Below are 16,971 nucleotides of genomic sequence, written 5' to 3' on the forward strand. Positions count from 1 at the left end.
GGACGTCAGGCGTCGACGAGGCGGCCGTCGGCGAGGTTCACGACGCGGTCGGCCAGCGCGACCATCACCGGGTCGTGCGTCGAGACGATCGCGGTCATGCCCTCGGCCTCGACGACGGCCCGGATGAGCGCCATCACCGCCCGGCCCGTCTCGGAGTCGAGCTGGCCCGTGGGCTCGTCGGCGATGAGCAGGCGCGGGGAGTTGGCCAGCGCGCGGGCGATCGCCACCCGCTGCTGCTGACCGCCGGAGAGCTGCCCCGGGCGCTGGCGGGCGTGCGGGCCCAGTCCCACGAGGTCGAGCAGCAGCTCGACGCGGGCCTCGCGCTCCGCGACGGGCGTGCGTCGCATCCGCAGCGGGACGCCCACGTTCTCCGCGGCCGTCAGCACGGGCACGAGCCCGAAGGTCTGGAAGACGAACGCGACGACGTCGCGGCGCAGCGCGACCAGGCCCTTCTCGTCGAGCGACGACACCTCACGGCCCGCGACGACGACCCGGCCGCCGTCCGGGCGGTCGAGCCCGCCGATCGTGTTGAGCAGCGTCGTCTTGCCCGAGCCGGAGCGGCCCACGAGGGCGACGAGCTCGCCCGGCGCGACCGTGAGCGAGACGTCGCGCAGCGCGTGGACCGCCGCGTGGCCCGAGCCGTACGTGCGGTCGACGTGCTCGACGACGACGAGCGGCGCGTCGGCCGCGCTCCCGGCGCCGCGGCGGTCGGTCGTGGTGGCGGTCATCGGGCTCTCCGTCCGTGGCTCGGGTGCTGCGGGTCGGTCGCGGCGGGCGGGGCGTCGTGGCCCGGCCGATCGTGACCCGGCCGGTCGTGACCGGGGCGCACCGCGACGTGGGACTGCTCGAGCGTGAGCCGCACCCGCCCGACGAGCTCGAGCGTCTCGCGGTACTCCCGCGGCAGCTGGACGCGGCCCGCGCGGTCGAGCACCGCGAACTCCTCGGCGACCTCGTGCTCGGTGCCGTCGTCACGCGTCGCGGTGCGGCGCAGCACCTCGGTGCTCGTGCGGCCGTCGCGGATCTCGACCGTGCGCTGCACGTGCTCGCTCACGCTCGGGTCGTGGGTCACCACGACGACGGTCGTGCCCAGGTCGCGGTTGACCGCGCGCATCGCCTCGAGCACGTCGTTCGACGTCGCGGTGTCGAGCTCGCCCGTCGGCTCGTCCGCGAACAGCACACGCGGGGAGTTGGCCAGGCCGACCGCGATCGCGACACGCTGCTGCTCGCCGCCCGACATCTGGCTCGGCCGGCGGGCCGCGCAGTACGCGACGCCCAGCACGTCGAGCAGCGCCGCGGCCTCGCTGCGCCGCTGCTTGCGGGGGCGCCCCGCGAGCGCCATGGGCAGCTCCACGTTCTCCGCGGCCGTGAGGTAGGGCACGAGGTTGCGCGCGGTCTGCTGCCACACGAAACCCACGGTGGAGCGCCGGTACTCGACGCGCTCGCGCGCCGTCATGGTCATGAGGTCCCACTCGCCGACGCGCACGTTGCCGGCCGTGGGCACGTCGAGCCCCGACAGCACCGACAGCAGCGTCGACTTGCCGGACCCGGACGCCCCCACGACGGCCACCAGCTCGCCCTCGTCGACCAGCAGGTCCAGGCCCTGCAGGGCCTGCACCTCGATGCCCTCCGCCTGGTAGATGCGGACGAGGGACTCGCACACGATCAGCGACGTCCGCCCGAACGCCTCGGGACGCGCCCGCGCGCGTTCCTCCAGCGTGGCCAGACTGGTCGGGGGTGCGTCCTGCACCGTCGGTCCGTCGTCCATGGTCTGCTCCCTCTCGGTCACCGCTCACCCACCCGCAGCACGTCGCCCAGCCGGTCCCGCCGCCGCACGGCCTGCTCCACCGCGACGGCCACCACGAGCGCGACCGTCAGCGCGGTCACCGCCGCGACCACGGGCCACCACGTCAGGACGACCGTCGTCCCGGTCGGTTCACCGGTCAGTCTCTGCAGGCCCAGGGCGTCCCCGACGAGCAGGGGCACGCCCAGCCCGATCACCGCACCGCCTACGAGCCCGCCCAGCACCAGCGGCGCGAGCTCGCCGAGCGTCGCCCAGCGCGCGGTCCGCGCGTCGAGGCCCAGCGTGCGCAGCGCCGACAGCGTGCGGCCGCGCTCGCGGGCCGTCGCGACCACCACGAGCGCGAGCGCCAGCACGGCCAGCGCGGCCAGCACCCCCACCGACGCGAGGAACAGGGTCGTGAGCGCCGACGTCAGCGGCGCCTGCGACCAGGCCCGCCACCACCCGTCGCGCGTCGTCACGACGATGCCCGACCGGTCCTCGGGGGGCACGCCCGCGGCCTCGACGGCCGCCACGGCGCCCGGACCCGCGACCCACGCACGGTCGACGCTCGGCGCCTGGTCGGCGACGCGCGCGAGCAGCGCGCGGTCGACCACGACCAGCCCGTCGTCGTCGCCGACGGTGTCGGTGATGCGCGCGTCGAGCGTCGGCGCGCCGGCGTCGGGGGTGAGCCCGGTGGTGCCGCGCACGTCGAGCCGCAGCGTGGCGTTGAGCGCCGACACGATCGCCTCGGTGCCCGACGTCCCGGTGCCCTGCGTGCCGGCCCCGAGCGTCCCGGACCGGGCGAGCAGGTCGGCGCTGACCAGCGCGGGCACCGTCCCGGCCGGCCCGGGCTCGCCGAGCGCGGCGAGACCGTCGTCGACCGGCAGGCCCGCCGCGGCGCGGACCTGCGCGAGCTCGGCGGCGTCCACCACCAGCAGGGTCGCCGTCAGGCCGGTGCGCTCGCCGAACGTGCGCCGGGGGATCTGCGCGCCGGTGGCGAGCGTCGTCACGCCGGGGGCCTGCGCGACCGCCTCGAGGACGTCCCGGCCGCTGAACGTGCCGAGCCGCCCGTCCAGGCGCACGGGCGCGCCGACGAGCTGGTCGGCGGCGGCCTGCTGTCCGACGCGCACGGTGTGCACGAGCGTGCCCGACAGCACGACGAGCGCGACGCACACCGTGACCGTGAGCAGCGGCACGACCGCGGTCGTCGCGCCGTGCGCGCGGGCGACGGCCAGCGGTGCCGCCAAGCCGCGTGAGCGCGACGCCCCGCGGCCCGCCCACCGGACCACGGCGGGGGAGACCCGCACCACGACGAGCGCCGCGGCGGACGCGACCAGCACGGGCGCCGCCGCGAGGAGCGGGTCGACCTCACCGGCCGACAGCGGCACGAGCCCGCGACCGCGCACCGACACGAGCGCGCCGGCGGCGAGCAGCACGGTCGAGACCTCGACGACGACGCGCCGAGCGCGCCGGCGGGCCTGCTGCGCGGCGCGGGCCCGGCGGTCGGCGGGCACGCGGCGGCCGTTCCACGCGCCGACGGCCTCGCGGGCCGCGAGCGCCGCGGGCGCGAGCGCGGCCACCGTGGCGACGGCGACGGTGAGGAGCGCGGACCCCGGCTGGTCGTGCAGCGGCACGAGCACGACGACGCCGGCGAGCAGCGCTGCCGCGAGAACGACCGGCACGGACTCCACCAGCCCGCGAGCCGCGACCGACGCGATCGACGCGCCCCGGGCACGTTCCGCGGCGAGGAACGGGCGGCGGCGCGTGACGAGCAGCGACGCCGCGAGCACGAGGCACAGCGCGGCCGCGGACGCGACGCCCGCCACGACGAGCGAGCTCTGCGCCCGGGCCGCGGACATGCGGGCGTCGAAGGCCTCGACGACGCCCGGCAGGCCACTGGTGAGGCGCCCCGAGCGGGCCGCCAGCGCCTCGATCGTGTGCACCACGTCGTGCACGCCGGCGACCGTCAGGCCGTCCGTCCGCACGGCGGCGCGGGCCGACGCGGCCACGCCGAGGGTCCCGAGCACGTGGACCATGTCCGGCACCGACGCCCGGGGGACGTAGGCGGACGTCTGCAGGCGGGTCTCGGCGCCGACCGGTGACGTGACGGCCGCGAGCAGGCCGGGCCGGCCGGCCCACAGCGCGTCCTGCGGGTCGACGGGCTCGTAGAGGCCCGTCACGACGATGTGGTTCCAGCCGCCGGAGGTCTGGCGCCGCGCGGTGAACGGCCCGTCGTCGATGCTGACGCCGAGCGCCTCGGCCGCCGCGACGCTGAGGCCCACCTGCACCGACCGGGGGCCGTCGTCGCCCAGCACGCGGCCGTTCTGCTGGTCGTCCGGCACGGCGGTCGGCTCGGTGCCGGCCACCCAGCGCACGGCGGGCTCGGTGTCCCGCAGGCGCCCGACGTGCACGAGGTCGAGGGAGAACGCGCCGGCCGGTGTGCGGACGGTCGCGGGCGCGCCGACGACCGTGGCGACCGGCATCTCGATGACGTCGCCGAGCTCCTGGCCGAGGAAGCCGGCCGCCCCGTACGCCTCCAGCTCCGGGTCGAGCGGCCCCATGCGGTCGGGGTTCGCGACGGGCACGGCGACGAGGTCCGCGTCGCGGCCCGCGGCGCGCACGGTCTCCTGCACCGCCTCGTCCGCGGTGCGCTCGACCAGGCGCGGGACGCCGAGGGTGAGCACGAGCGTGACCAGCAGCAGCAGGGCCGTGCCGACGAGCAGCGACCGGTCCTGCCCGGCACGTCGCTGCGTGACCAGCAGCGCGTGGGCCGTCGTCGCGCGGACGCGCGTCCCGAGGGTGCTCATCGGTCGTCCCCCAGTCGCAGCAGCGCGCCGGACGCGCGTCGTACCAGCACGGTGGCGAGCAGCGCGACCACCGCGCACCCGGCCAGCGCGAGGCCCGCGGTGATCGCGAAGGTCTCCTCGGCCTGCCAGTCGACCACGGGCGCGGGCACGGGTCTGCGGCCGTCCCCGGACACCGTGAGGACGGGCGCGACGACGCGCGACAGCCCGTACCCGATCAGCGCACCCGTGCCGGCCCCGAGGAGCACGAGCAGCGCGTGCTCGCCGAGCAGCCCGCCGACCAGCGAGCGGCGCGACGCGCCGAGCGCCTGCAGCCGGGCGAGCTCGAGCCGGCGCGACCGGACCACGGCCGCCGCGCTCGACCCCAGCCCGACGAGCACCAGCATCGCGGTCGCCGCGGTCACGAGCGACAGCGCTGCGGGCACCGTCACGCGCAGCGGACCGGCCACGGCGGCGGCGCGCTCGGTGCTGCGCACGGTGGCGTGGCCCCCGGTGGCGTGCGCGACCGCACCGGCGAGGTCCGCGGTCTGCGCCGGGGGTGCGGCCAGCCACCAGGCGTCCAGGAGCGGGTCCGTACCGGCCGCCTCGGTCACGACGCGGCCCAGCGCGGTGCGGTCCACCAGGAGCGCCGGGCCGCGCGGGGCCCCGGGGACGTACGGGACGACCGCCTCGACGTACACGTCCACCTGCGCGTCGCCGATGCGCATCACGAACCCGGCGCCGTCCCGGAGGTCCGCGCGCTCCGCGAGCGACTCGGTCACGACCGCGCGGACCCGCTCCTGCGCGGGCCAGGCGTGCGCGACGAGCCGGCCCGTCGAGGCGTCCAGCGTGCTCATGTCGAACAGGCCGTCGAGCACGAGCGCGTCGGCGGGCAGCCCCGACGGCGCCGGGGCCGTCGCCGCACTCCCGACGAGCACGTCGCGGACGACCCCACCGCTCGTCGCGGAACCCTCCCACGGGGCCCCGGAGAGGTCGACCGGGGTGCCCTGCGCGGCCGCGAGCGTCGCCTCGTCGGGCGTCCCGGCGTCCACCGAGCGGTCCAGCACGCGCACGTCGTGCACCGCGAGACCGATCTGCCCGAGCTTGTCGCGGGGGCTCGTCGCCACGGCGACCTCGAACGGGGTGCCGTCGAGCGCGACGACGAACGACGCGGCGACGACGCGCAGGGGACCGCGCGCGCGGGGCACCTCGAGGGCGATGTCGACCGGCTCGCCGAGGAGCAGCTCCGGCGTGGCCAGCCAGGCACGCGCGCCGGCCTCGTCCTCGACCGCGATCCGCAGGTACGCCCGGCCGCTCGCCTCGGGCGCGGAGCCGGGGGTCACGCGCGCGAGCAGCCACTGCGGATCGCCGGGGAGCTCGGTGCCGGTGGCGGTGCGCTCCGGGGCCCGTGCCGAGCCGGGAGGGTGCGGCAGGTCCCGCACGACGTCCTCCCAGGGCTCCGGGCCGCGCCCGCGCAGCAGGTCGGGCGTGCTCGCGTCGACGCCGATGACCCGGGCGTCGATCGCGGACGAGCCGCGGTCCGCACCGAGCGCACGGCCGACGCCGACGTTCCGCACGACGACGGGCTGCAGCACCGCGTCACCGGGAGCGTCCGCCAGCGCGCCGCGGACGTCGGCCGAGACCACGAGCGGCTCGCCGCGCGCGCCCTCGATGCGCGCGTCGGTGCCCAGCGCGAGGTCGACCTGCTCGAGCTGCGACAGGCGCCACGTCGCGAGGAACGCGTGGGAGAACGTGGCCGCGGCCACCGCGAGCACCACCACGAGGATCGTGCCCGTCGCGGCGGCGGGGCGCCGCGCCACCTGCCATGCGGCGAGCGGCACGACCAGCGTGGTGCCCCGGCGCGCGAGCGCGTCGGCGCCGCGGCCGACGGGGCCCACGAGGCGCAGCGCCAGGACGGCCGCGGCGAGCGTGACGAGCGCGGGGCCCAGGACGAGCACGGGGTCGAGGCGGGGGCCGTCGGCACCGCGGGTCAGGGGCGCGCCGTAGTCGAGGAGCTGCCACAGGGCGACGCCGCCGAGCGCCACGAGCGCGACGTCGGCGCCCGTGCGCACGAGGTGCGCGTGCGCGCTCGCGTGGGAGGAGCCGCTGACGTGCCAGGACGGCACCACCAGTGCGACGGCCAGCACGGTCGCGACCCCGGCGCACGCGAACCACACCGCCGGTGGCACCCCAGGCGGTGCCGTCAGGCCGGCCGCGCTCATCCCCCCGGTGTCGGCGAGCCGCGCGAACAGCGCGCGCGCCGCCCACGGCGCGGTGCCCGTGACGAGCACGGCGAGCAGGGCCGCCTCGAGCACGGCCAGCGAGCGCAGCTGCGCGGGCGACGCGCCGCGCGCGGCCACGAGCTCGCCCTCGGCGGCGCGCCGTTCGCCGAGCAGGCGCGCGGCCTGCAGCATCACGGTGGTCGCCAGCACGGCCAGCAGCAGGCCGACGACGACCACGCCGACGCGCGTGACGGTCAGCTCGCGCCAGGCGGCGTCGATCGTGGTCCCGAGGTCGGTGCGGATCGACCCGCTGACGCCGACGTCGGTGAGCGCGGCGGACAGCCGGACCTGGCCCGACGTCAGCGAGTCGCGCGCGGTGGCGAGCGCGCCGCGGGGCGCACCCGTCAGGTCGGGGAGCACGAGCAGGTGCGCTCGCTCGGTGACGCCGGGGCCCAGCAGTGCCTCGGGAGCGACGACCACGGGTCCCCAGAGGTCCGTGACGAGCTTGCCCAGCGTGCCGGGCACCGGGTACGCGGCGTCGTGCCCCGCGCCGCCCAGGGGATCGCGCGACCACGACGCGGGTGGGCCCGTGATCTCGTGCGTGCCGACGACGAGCCAGGTGTCCTCCGCCTGCCCGCCGAGCGTCCGCACGGGGACCTCGGTGCCGACGGCCCAGCCGTAGCGTTCGGCGGCGACGCCCGGCACGTTGACCAGGAGGCGTCCGGCGTCGTCGCGCGCGGCGTCCGGCCACGTACCGCTGAGCAGCTCGGTCTGGTCGGGGACGAGCGGTGTGCTCGCCGGGTAGGCGAGGGGTGCCACGGGTGCGCCCTCGACGCGCGGCAGCGACCAGGTGCGGCCGGTCAGCCACGCGGTGCGCTCGGTGGGGACGTCGCCCAGCATCGCGGCGAGGGTGTCGCCCGCGGCGTCGAGCGCCGTCTGCGTGTCCTTGTTGTTGACCCGGATCGTCGCCTCGAGCGTGATCGCGGAGTCCGGGAGCCGGCCGAGAGCGGCATCGACGGCGTCGTCGCCGGTGGCGTCCAGCAGCAGCGCGAACGTGCCGAGCAGCGTCGTGGCGACGAACGTCACGAGCGCGACCGTCGCCAGGACGGTCGCCTGGTCACGCAGGCGTCCGAGCAGGACCTGCGTCCGCCACACCATGTGCCCGCACCTCGTCCTGCGTCGCCGTCAGCCGCCCGGTCGGGCGGCTGACGGCGATGCTAGGCGAGGTAAAGCCGCAGGTGGGCGGGCCTCCGACACCCGTTCGAGTGACACGAAAGGTTGGGGTCCCGACGGGGTGATCTCACCCCTTCGGGTGCTTCCCGGCCCACGACGCCGCCGGGTGTCCCCGCCCTGGTCAGGCCTGCGGCGGGCGCGTCATCGCGAGCACGTCGAGCGCCGTGTCGAGCTGCTCGAGCGTCAGCTCGCCGCGCTCGACGAACCCGAGGTCGAGCGTCGCCTGGCGGATCGTCACGCCCTGCTTCACGGCGTGCTTCGCGATCTTCGCGGCGTTCTCGTACCCGATCGTGCGGTTGAGCGGTGTGACGATCGACGGCGAGGACTCGGCCAGCGCGCGGGCGCGCTCGACGTTGGGCGTGGTGCCCGCGACCGTCCGGTCGGCCAGCACGCGCGACGCGTTCGCCAGCAGCCGGATCGACTCCAGCACGGCCGAGGCGATGACGGGGATCTGCACGTTGAGCTCGAACGAGCCGCTCGCGCCCGCCCACGCGACCGTCGCATCGTTGCCGACGACGCGCGAGCACACCATGAGCACGGCCTCCGGGACGACCGGGTTGACCTTGCCGGGCATGATCGACGAGCCGGGCTGCAGGTCGGGCAGCGCGATCTCGCCGAGGCCGGTGTTGGGGCCCGAGCCCATCCAGCGCAGGTCGTTGCAGATCTTCGTCAGGCTCACGGCGATGGTGCGCAGCGCACCCGACAGCTCGACGAGGCCGTCACGCGAGCTCTGCGCCTCGAAGTGGTCCCGTGCCTCGGTCAGCGGCAGGCCGGTGTCCTCGACCAGCAGCGCGATGACCCGCTGCGGGAAGCCCGCCGGGGTGTTGATGCCGGTGCCGACGGCGGTACCGCCCAGGGGGACCTCCGCGGCGCGGGGGAGCGCGGCCTGCAGGCGCTCGACGCCGTACCGCACGGCCGCGGCGTACCCGCCGAACTCCTGGCCGAGCGTCACGGGCGTGGCGTCCATGAGGTGCGTGCGGCCGGACTTCACGACGGTGGCCCACGCGGTGGCCTTCTCCTCCAGCGCGCCGGCGAGGTGCTCGAGCGCGGGCACGAGGTCGCGCACGACGCCGGCCGTGGCCGCCACGTGCACCGACGTCGGGAACACGTCGTTCGACGACTGCGACGCGTTGACGTGGTCGTTCGGGTGCACGTCGCGCCCCAGCAGGCGCGTCGCGAGCGTCGCCAGGACCTCGTTGGTGTTCATGTTCGAGCTCGTGCCCGAGCCCGTCTGGTAGACGTCGACGGGGAAGTGCGCGTCGTGCACGCCCGAGGCGACCTCGTCGGCGGCGGCGACGATCGCGTCGGCGACGTCCTGCGGCAGGACGTCCAGCTCGGCGTTGGCCTTCGCCGCGGCCTTCTTCACGCGCGCCAGCGCCTCGACGTGCCCGCGCTCGAGCGTGCTGCCCGAGATCGGGAAGTTCTCGACCGCGCGCTGCGTCTGCGCGCGGTAGAGCGCGTGCGCCGGGACGCGCACCTCGCCCATCGTGTCGTGCTCGATGCGGTACTCGCCCGCGCCGTCGGGAGCGTTCATGTCAGTCATGACGACCATCCTTCCACCGCCGCCGGGCGCCGGTGGGCGGCCCGGGCGCGACGCTCCCCGGTGGCGAAACCCTGCGGGCCGTAGTCGGATGTGAACGTCCGCCCCGCACCTCCCCGACGACGCGAGAGGTCAGGTACCCACGTGCGACGACCTGCCGTCCTCCTCGCCCTGGCCCTCGCAGCGCCGCTGGCCGCGTGCGCGTCGGCGGACGAGGGCCCGCCGACGCTCATGTGGTACATCAACCCGGACTCCGGCGGGCAGGCGCGCATCGCGTCCGAGTGCAGCGAGGAGTCCGGCGGCGCGTACCGCCTCGAGGTGACGTTGCTGCCGCGTGACGCCCCGAGCCAGCGGGAGCAGCTCGTGCGCCGCCTCGCCGCCGGTGACACGTCGATCGACCTCATGAGCATCGACCCGCCGTTCGTCCCGGAGTTCGCCAACGCGGACTTCCTGGCCGAGGTGCCGGACGACGTGGCCGACGCCGTCACGCAGGACGTCGCCGAGGGGGCGGTGGCGGCCGCGACGTTCGACGACGAGCTCGTCGTCGTCCCGTTCTGGGCCAACACGCAGCTGCTGTGGTACCGCAAGTCGGTCGCCGAGGCCGCGGGGCTCGACATGACGCAGCCCGTCACGTGGGACCAGGTCATCCAGGCCGCGGCCGACCAGGACGTCACGGTCGCCGTGCAGGGCACGCGCGCCGAGTCGCTCACCGTGTGGGTCAACGCGCTCGTGGAGTCGGCCGGCGGGCACGTCCTGGAGAACCCCGAGGAGGAGGACCCGCGCGCGGTCGTCCCGAGCCTCGACTCCGACGCGGGCCGCACGGCCGCCCAGATCATCGCCGACCTCACCGCCGCGGGCGTCGGCGGGCCGCAGCTGTCCAACGCGACCGAGGACATCAACGCCTCGATGTTCGAGAGCGACGACGCGGGCTTCATGGTCAACTGGCCGTTCGTCTGGCAGCGCGGCAAGGCCGGCGTCGAGGGCGGCAGCCTCGACCAGGCCACGCTCGACGACTACGGCTGGGCGATGTACCCGCAGGCCGTGGAGGGCGAGCAGGCCCGGCCGCCCATCGGGGGGGTGACGCTCGGCGTCAGCGCGTTCGGCGAGCACCAGGACCTCGCGTTCGAGGCCGCCCAGTGCATCGTCCAGCCCGAGAAGCAGGCCGCCTACTACATCTCCGACGGCAACCCGCCCGGCTCCCTCGCGGCTTTCGACGACCCCGAGGTCCAGGAGGAGTTCCCCATGGCCGACCTCATCCGGGAGTCCCTGCAGCACGCGGCCCCGCGACCGCAGACACCGTTCTACAACGAGGTGTCCTCGAGCATCCAGCGCACGTGGCACCCGCCACGCAGCGTGTCGCCGGACTCCGGTCCCGGCAGGGCCGACACCCTCGTCATGGACGTGCTCCAGGGAAGGGCGCTGCTGTGAGCGCCGCGACCACGGCCGTCCCGGCCGCAGCCGAGGCCGCGCGGGGCACGCGTCGCCGGGCGCCGTTGTCCGACCGCAGACGCCAGGAGGCACGGCTCGGCCTGCTGCTCGCCAGTCCCGCGATCGTCGTGCTCCTCGCGGTCGTCGGCTACCCGATCCTGCAGGCCGTCTGGGACTCGCTGTTCAACTACAAGCTCACCAACCCCGATGCCCGCTCGTTCGTCGGCCTCGGCAACTACGGGCTGATCCTCTCCGACCCGATCTGGTGGCAGGCCCTGGGCGTGACCGTGCTCATCACGGTCGTCACCGTGGTCGTCGAGCTCGTCCTCGGCTTCGCGCTGGCCCTGGTGATGAACAACGCGCTCGGCGCCCTGCGGCCGGGGCTGCGCACCGCGATCCTCATCCCGTACGCGATCATCACGGTCGTCTCGGCGTTCGCGTTCCGGTTCATGTTCGACCTCACCAGTGGGTTCGTGAACGCCTGGCTGCCGTTCGTCGGCGACGACACCGACTGGTTCGCGTCGTTCGGCACGGCCGTCACGGTCATCTCGATCTCGGAGATCTGGAAGACCACGCCGTTCATCTCGCTGCTGCTGCTCTCGGGCCTCGCGCAGGTGCCGGGCGAGCTGCAGGAGGCGGCGAAGGTCGACGGGGCCACGTGGTGGCAGCGCATGCGCCGCGTGACGATCCCCAACATGAAGGCCGCGATCATGGTCGCGCTGCTGTTCCGCACGCTCGACGCGTTCCGGATCTTCGACAACATCTTCATCATGACGAACGGCGCCGCCGGCACCGAGTCGGTGTCGTTCCTCGCCTACCGGCAGACCATCCAGCGCCTCGAGATCGGCATCGGCTCGGCGGTGTCCGTGCTGCTGACCATCGCCGTCGCGCTCATCGCGCTGATGTTCGTCAAGGGCTTCAAGGTGAACCTGGCGGCGTCGACGAGGGCGGGACGATGAGCGCGCGCGCGAAGGTCTGGTGGTGGGTCGGCGGGATCGCGATCTTCCTGTACTGCCTGTTCCCCGTGGTGTGGATCGTCTCGCTGTCCCTCAAGGCGCCGGCCGACCTCGACGACGGGCGGTTCCTGCCGTCGAGCGTGTCGTGGCAGAACTACGAGCTGATCCTCTCGGGCTCGGCGTCCGAGCTGTTCCTGCCGGCGCTGCGCAACTCGGTGGGCATCTGCCTCATCGCCACCGCGATCGCCGTGGTGCTCGCCGCCCTGTGCGCGTACGCCGTCGCGCGGCTCGACTTCCCCGGCAAGGCGTTCGTGCTGGGCCTGTCGCTCGCGGTGTCGATGTTCCCCGTCATCTCGATCGTCACACCCCTGTTCAACATCTGGCGCTCCGTCGGGCTGTTCGACACATGGGCCGGTCTGGTCATCCCGTACCTGTCGATCACGCTGCCGCTGTCGATCTGGACGCTGACGGCCTTCTTCCGTGAGATCCCGTGGGAGATGGAGCAGGCCGCACAGGTCGACGGCGCCACCACCGCGCAGGCGTTCCGCAAGGTCATCGTGCCGCTGGCCGGGCCCGGCGTGGCGACCACTGCGATCATCGCGTTCTTCCTCGCGTGGAACGACTTCGTCTACGGCATCTCGCTGACGTCCACCGAGGCGGCCCGGCCCGTGCCGGCCGCGCTCGCGTTCTTCACCGGCGCCTCGCAGTTCGAGGAGCCCACGGGGGCGATCTCCGCCGCCGCCGTCATCGTCACCATCCCCGTCGTCGTGCTGGTGCTGCTGTTCCAGCGTCAGATCGTCGCCGGGCTCACCCAGGGCGCGGTCAAGGGCTGACGCCCTGGCGCAGGAGGAGGACCGTCATGGCAGCGATCACGCTCAGCCACGTCGTGAAGAAGTACGGCGACGGCTACCCGGCGGTGAACGACGTGAGCCTGGACATCGACGACGGCGAGTTCGTCATCCTCGTCGGGCCCTCGGGTTGCGGGAAGTCGACGCTGCTGCGGATGGTCGTGGGGCTGGAGGACATCAGCGACGGCGAGATCCGGATCGACGGTGACGTCGTCAACGACAAGGCGCCGCGCGACCGCAAGCTCGCGATGGTCTTCCAGAACTACGCGCTCTACCCGCATCTCAGCGTCTTCGAGAACATCGCGTTCCCGTTGCGCCTCGAGAAGGGGCGGTACCCGGAGTCGGAGATCCGTGCGCGTGTCGAGAAGGCCGCAGACACCCTCGAGCTGCGCGAGCACCTCGAGCGCAAGCCCGCCAACCTCTCCGGCGGCCAGCGGCAGCGCGTCGCCATGGGCCGGGCGATCGTGCGCGAGGCCCGCGCGTTCCTGTTCGACGAGCCGCTGTCGAACCTCGATGCCAAGCTGCGCGGGCAGATGCGCACCGAGATCGCGCGCATGCAGCGCCGCCTGGGCACGACGACGCTCTACGTGACGCACGACCAGACCGAGGCCATGACGCTGGGCGACCGCGTCGCGGTGCTGAAGAAGGGTGTCCTGCAGCAGGCGGCGTCGCCGCGCGCACTGTACGAGCAGCCCGTCAACCTGTTCGTGGCGGGATTCATCGGATCCCCGCCCATGAACTTCCTGCCCGGAGAGGTCGACGGCGACGTGCTCCGGCTGCCCTTCGCGGACGTGCCGCTGACGGATGCGCTGCGGTCGCGCGTCGGTGACCGCGAGCTCGTCATCGTCGGGCTGCGGCCCGAGCACCTGGAGGACGCGGACACCCTCGACGACGAGACGCGAGGCAAGGGCGTGACGTTCGAGGCCGACGTCGACGTCGTCGAGTGGCTCGGCGCCGAGCTCTACGCGTACATCCCGTTCGAGACGCGCGACGACGTGGCCGCCACCCTCGCGGAGCTCGACCGCGACCTCGACGGCGAGGGCATGCGCACGCAGCTCGTCGCCGCGCTGGGCGCCGAGTCGCACGCCCGTGACGGGGACGTGGCCGAGCTGTGGTTCGACCCGTCCCGGCTCCTCGTCTTCGACCCCGAGACCGGCGACAACCTCACGTTCGACGAGGAGGCGGCGCGGAAGGCCGACGAGGACAGCGTCGAGGAGCGCAAGCGCGCCACCGAGCGGGCACGCAAGCGCGCCGAGCGCACGGAGGCCAAGGAGCGCGGGAGCTCCGACCGCGACACCGCCGCCTGACCCCCACCCCACACCCGCCGACCGGAACCTGACTCACTGTTCGCGGGCCTGGACGGGTAGCCAGGTTCCGCTCGGCGCCCACCCCACCCGCCGACCGGAACCTGACTCACCGACCGGGGACTCGAACGGGGAATGGTGGTCCGGTGGTGGTTTTCGCGGGGGACGATGGGCGCATGGAGGAGGGCGCGACGACGCGGGTCTGCGACGCGGAACGGTTCCTGGTGCGTGGGCGGTGGGTGACGACGCCCCGGCGGTCGACGGACCGGGACACGCTGCTCGAGCACGTCGCGGCGCTGCTCGTCGCGCCGGGCGAGGAGCTCGACGAGGCCACGCTCACCGCGCGCGTCGCCGAGATCGCCGACGACCCGGTGCGCGTGCGGCGCGACCTCGTCGAGTCCGGGCTCGTCGGGCGGCGGCAGGACGGCTCGCTCTACTGGCGCGAGCGGCGCACGGCCCACGACGACGAGCCGGCGGCCCGTCGCGCGGGTTGACGTCCTGCCCGCCGGCCGGACGTCCGGCGGGTCGGCGCCCGCCGCCGACCGGCCGCGTCGAACCGGCGGCGACGGCCCGCGGCCGGGTCAGCCCTCGATGACGTCGAGCGGCTCCGGCTGCGGCACCACGCCGGGGCCGAAGCCCACGTCGCCGATGACCTCGACGAGCCTCGCGCGACCGTCGGCGAGCGTGTACTCGACCGCGACGATCGCGGTGCGGCCGGCCGCGACCGCGTCGGCCAGCGCCACCGAGTAGGCGTGGAGCTGGCGCGCGGTGTGCAGGACGTGCTCGTGGCCGAGCGTCGCCGCGTCGAACGACTCGAGCGGACGCCCGGAGGCGGTGAGCCGCACGATCGACGGGATGACGCGGTCGACGACCGCCTGCACGAAGCCGGGCGTCGGGTTGCCGTGCGCGATCGCCTCCGTGGCCGCGGCGACCGCACCGCACGAGTCGTGCGCCAGCACGACGACGAGGGGTGCCGACAGCACCTCGGTGCCGTACTCGATCGACCCGATGACGGTGGTGTCGAGGACGTGCCCGGCGGTGCGGACCACGAAGAGGTCGCCGAGGCCCTGGTCGAAGATGATCTCCGCCGCGACCCGGCTGTCGGAGCAGCCGAACAGCACCGCGAACGGGTGCTGCTCGGCGCTGAGCTCCGTGCGCCGGTCGATGCCCTGGGAGGGGTGCAGCATGCGGTCCTCGACGAACCGGCGGTTGCCGTCGCACAGCTCGGCCCACGCCTCGGCGGGGGTCTGGGGGGTGGTGGCGGCAGCGGTCACGCGCCGGCTCCCTTCGGGTCGGTGGGCAGGGTGGGGGTGGTGGCGTCGACGGCCGGCTGGGCGTCGGTGGTCGGCTCGTCGAGCTCGACGCGGGTGGGAGGGTTCGCGCCCGGCCGCGAGACGGTGATCGCCGCGATGCGCGCGCAGCGCTCCAGCACGGCCTGCACGGTGTCCGCGTCGACGTCGTGCAGCGCCGCACGCCGGCCGGCGCCGAGCAGCCCGGCGGACCACAGCCCGTCGATCAGCCCACCCATGAACGAGTCACCCGCGCCGACGGTGTCGGCGACGGTGACGCGCGGGGCCGCGACCGACAGCCGCGCTCCGGCGGACGTCACCGCGAACGCGCCCTCGCCGCCGTGCGTGACGACGACGAGCGCCGGGCCGGTCCGGACCCACGTCTCGGCGATCTCCGCCGGTGCGACGCCCGGCTGCAGCCACGCGAGGTCCTCGTCGCTCACCTTGACGACGTCGACCCCGCGCACGAGCCGCTCGACCACCGGCAGCACGTCGGCCGGGTCACCCATGAGCGCAGGGCGCAGGTTCGGGTCGTACGTGAGCGTCGACGTCGCGCGGCGGCTCCCGAGCAGGTCGGCGACCTTCGGGCCGCCGGGGGTCAGGACGGCCGCGATCGAGCCGGTGTGCACGACGAGCGCGTCGTCGGCGTCCTCGTCCCACGTCGACGGTAGGTCCCACTCGAGGTCGAACTCGTAGGTCGCGACCCCCGCGGGGTCCAGGTGGGCGGTCGCGACGGGTGTCGCCGCCGGCGTCCGGTCACCGTGCAGCACACGCACGCCCGACGCCTCGAGATGGCGTCGCACCAGGTCGCCACGCGCGTCGGCCCCGAGCCACGTCAGCAGGTCCGCGCGCCGCCCCAGCCGCGCGAGACCCAGCGCGACGTTGGCGGGGCTCCCACCGGGGTGCTCGGCGCTCGAGCCGTCGGGGTGTCGCACGGCGTCGACGAGCGCCTCGCCGACGACCAGCGCACGCCCGGCGCCTGCGCCGCCCGCGGGCACGCGTCCCGTCCGGGTGACGCTCACCGGTCGGCCTCCTCGTCGCCGGGCGCGCCCTCGCGCGCGGCGGCCAGACGCGCCCGCGCGCCGTCGAGCCACTCCTGGCAGCGGGCGGCCAGCGCCTCACCCCGCTCCCACAGCGCGAGCGACTCCTCGAGCGTCCCGGCTCCGGACTCGAGCCGCGCGACGATCGCGCCGAGCTCGTCGCGCGCCTGCTCGTAGCCGAGAGCCGCGGGGTCAGGCAGGGGTTCCGAGGCCGTCGGGGCGCCGCCGGCGGTCGTCTCACGTGGTGCCACGCGCACAGTCAACCAGCCGACCCGGACACCCGCCCCCCACGTCCACACCGCCACCCACCTGGTGCGCACGACATCGTTCAGGCCCTCACGCACCCCGCCCTGGCGTGAGCCATCGTTCCGGCCCTCGCGCACCCACCCCTGGCGTGAGACGTCGATCCAGCCCCGCGACCCGCGCCCCTTCCGCGAGACGTCGACCCCGCCCGCCACTGCGCGTGGTTTGCCGTATCGCGGGCGGGGGTGGGGCTGGACTGACGTCTCGGGAGTGGGGCTGGATTGGCGTCTCGGGGGTGGGGGTGG

General features: G+C 75.0%; 13 protein-coding genes. 5 read left to right on the forward strand and 8 right to left on the reverse strand.

Annotation, left to right across the window (positions count from 1 at the left end):
* Positions 1 to 5: 5 nt before the first annotated feature.
* From CFLA_RS04810 to CFLA_RS04830, 5 genes are all read right to left on the reverse strand, one after another.
* Positions 6 to 728, reverse strand: coding sequence for an ABC transporter ATP-binding protein (locus CFLA_RS04810; protein ID WP_013116196.1), 723 nt, complete (start codon positions 726 to 728; stop codon positions 6 to 8).
* Positions 725 to 1,765 (reverse strand): ABC transporter ATP-binding protein, encoded by a 1,041-nt coding sequence (locus CFLA_RS04815; protein ID WP_013116197.1) that lies wholly within the window; start codon positions 1,763 to 1,765, stop codon positions 725 to 727. Before CFLA_RS04815 ends, CFLA_RS04810 begins: the two co-directional genes overlap by 4 nt.
* A 17-nt stretch (positions 1,766 to 1,782) precedes the next feature.
* Complete coding sequence (locus CFLA_RS04820) at positions 1,783 to 4,587, reverse strand: FtsX-like permease family protein (protein WP_013116198.1); 2,805 nt, start codon at positions 4,585 to 4,587, stop codon at positions 1,783 to 1,785.
* The gene (locus CFLA_RS04825; RefSeq protein ID WP_013116199.1) at positions 4,584 to 7,943 is read right to left on the reverse strand and encodes an ABC transporter permease; all 3,360 of its coding nucleotides are present in this window, start codon (positions 7,941 to 7,943) and stop codon (positions 4,584 to 4,586) included. The genes CFLA_RS04820 and CFLA_RS04825 overlap by 4 nt, the downstream gene beginning before the upstream one ends.
* A 196-nt stretch (positions 7,944 to 8,139) precedes the next feature.
* The gene (locus CFLA_RS04830; protein ID WP_013116200.1) at positions 8,140 to 9,561 is read right to left on the reverse strand and encodes a class II fumarate hydratase; all 1,422 of its coding nucleotides are present in this window, start codon (positions 9,559 to 9,561) and stop codon (positions 8,140 to 8,142) included.
* A gap of 141 nt (positions 9,562 to 9,702) precedes the next feature.
* Here CFLA_RS04830 and CFLA_RS04835 point away from each other — a divergent pair, with 141 nt between their 5' ends.
* The 5 genes from CFLA_RS04835 (at position 9,703) to CFLA_RS04855 (ending at position 14,588) form a co-directional block, all read left to right on the forward strand.
* Positions 9,703 to 10,986 carry an extracellular solute-binding protein gene (locus CFLA_RS04835; protein ID WP_013116201.1) on the forward strand — a complete coding sequence of 428 codons (1,284 nt, stop codon included), beginning with the start codon at positions 9,703 to 9,705 and terminating at the stop codon, positions 10,984 to 10,986.
* Complete coding sequence (locus CFLA_RS04840; protein ID WP_013116202.1) at positions 10,983 to 11,945, forward strand: carbohydrate ABC transporter permease; 963 nt, start codon at positions 10,983 to 10,985, stop codon at positions 11,943 to 11,945. Before CFLA_RS04835 ends, CFLA_RS04840 begins: the two co-directional genes overlap by 4 nt.
* Positions 11,942 to 12,775, forward strand: coding sequence for a carbohydrate ABC transporter permease (locus tag CFLA_RS04845; protein WP_013116203.1), 834 nt, complete (start codon positions 11,942 to 11,944; stop codon positions 12,773 to 12,775). The genes CFLA_RS04840 and CFLA_RS04845 overlap by 4 nt, the downstream gene beginning before the upstream one ends.
* A 26-nt stretch (positions 12,776 to 12,801) precedes the next feature.
* Positions 12,802 to 14,097, forward strand: coding sequence for an ABC transporter ATP-binding protein (locus CFLA_RS04850; protein WP_013116204.1), 1,296 nt, complete (start codon positions 12,802 to 12,804; stop codon positions 14,095 to 14,097).
* A gap of 173 nt (positions 14,098 to 14,270) precedes the next feature.
* Positions 14,271 to 14,588 carry a DUF2087 domain-containing protein gene (locus tag CFLA_RS04855; RefSeq protein WP_043598806.1) on the forward strand — a complete coding sequence of 106 codons (318 nt, stop codon included), beginning with the start codon at positions 14,271 to 14,273 and terminating at the stop codon, positions 14,586 to 14,588.
* Positions 14,589 to 14,675: 87 nt separating this feature from the next.
* Here the strand turns inward: CFLA_RS04855 and CFLA_RS04860 are convergent, their stop codons facing one another.
* The 3 genes from CFLA_RS04860 to CFLA_RS04870 are packed head-to-tail and all read right to left on the reverse strand — an operon-like array spanning position 14,676 to position 16,674.
* Positions 14,676 to 15,368 (reverse strand): carbonic anhydrase, encoded by a 693-nt coding sequence (locus tag CFLA_RS04860; protein WP_013116206.1) that lies wholly within the window; start codon positions 15,366 to 15,368, stop codon positions 14,676 to 14,678.
* Positions 15,365 to 16,405, reverse strand: coding sequence for a carbohydrate kinase family protein (locus CFLA_RS04865; protein WP_013116207.1), 1,041 nt, complete (start codon positions 16,403 to 16,405; stop codon positions 15,365 to 15,367). Before CFLA_RS04865 ends, CFLA_RS04860 begins: the two co-directional genes overlap by 4 nt.
* Positions 16,402 to 16,674, reverse strand: coding sequence for an exodeoxyribonuclease VII small subunit (locus CFLA_RS04870; protein WP_052302791.1), 273 nt, complete (start codon positions 16,672 to 16,674; stop codon positions 16,402 to 16,404). Before CFLA_RS04870 ends, CFLA_RS04865 begins: the two co-directional genes overlap by 4 nt.
* Positions 16,675 to 16,971: the final 297 nt, after the last annotated feature.

Source organism: Cellulomonas flavigena DSM 20109 (assembly GCF_000092865.1).
GTDB lineage: Bacteria > Actinomycetota > Actinomycetes > Actinomycetales > Cellulomonadaceae > Cellulomonas > Cellulomonas flavigena.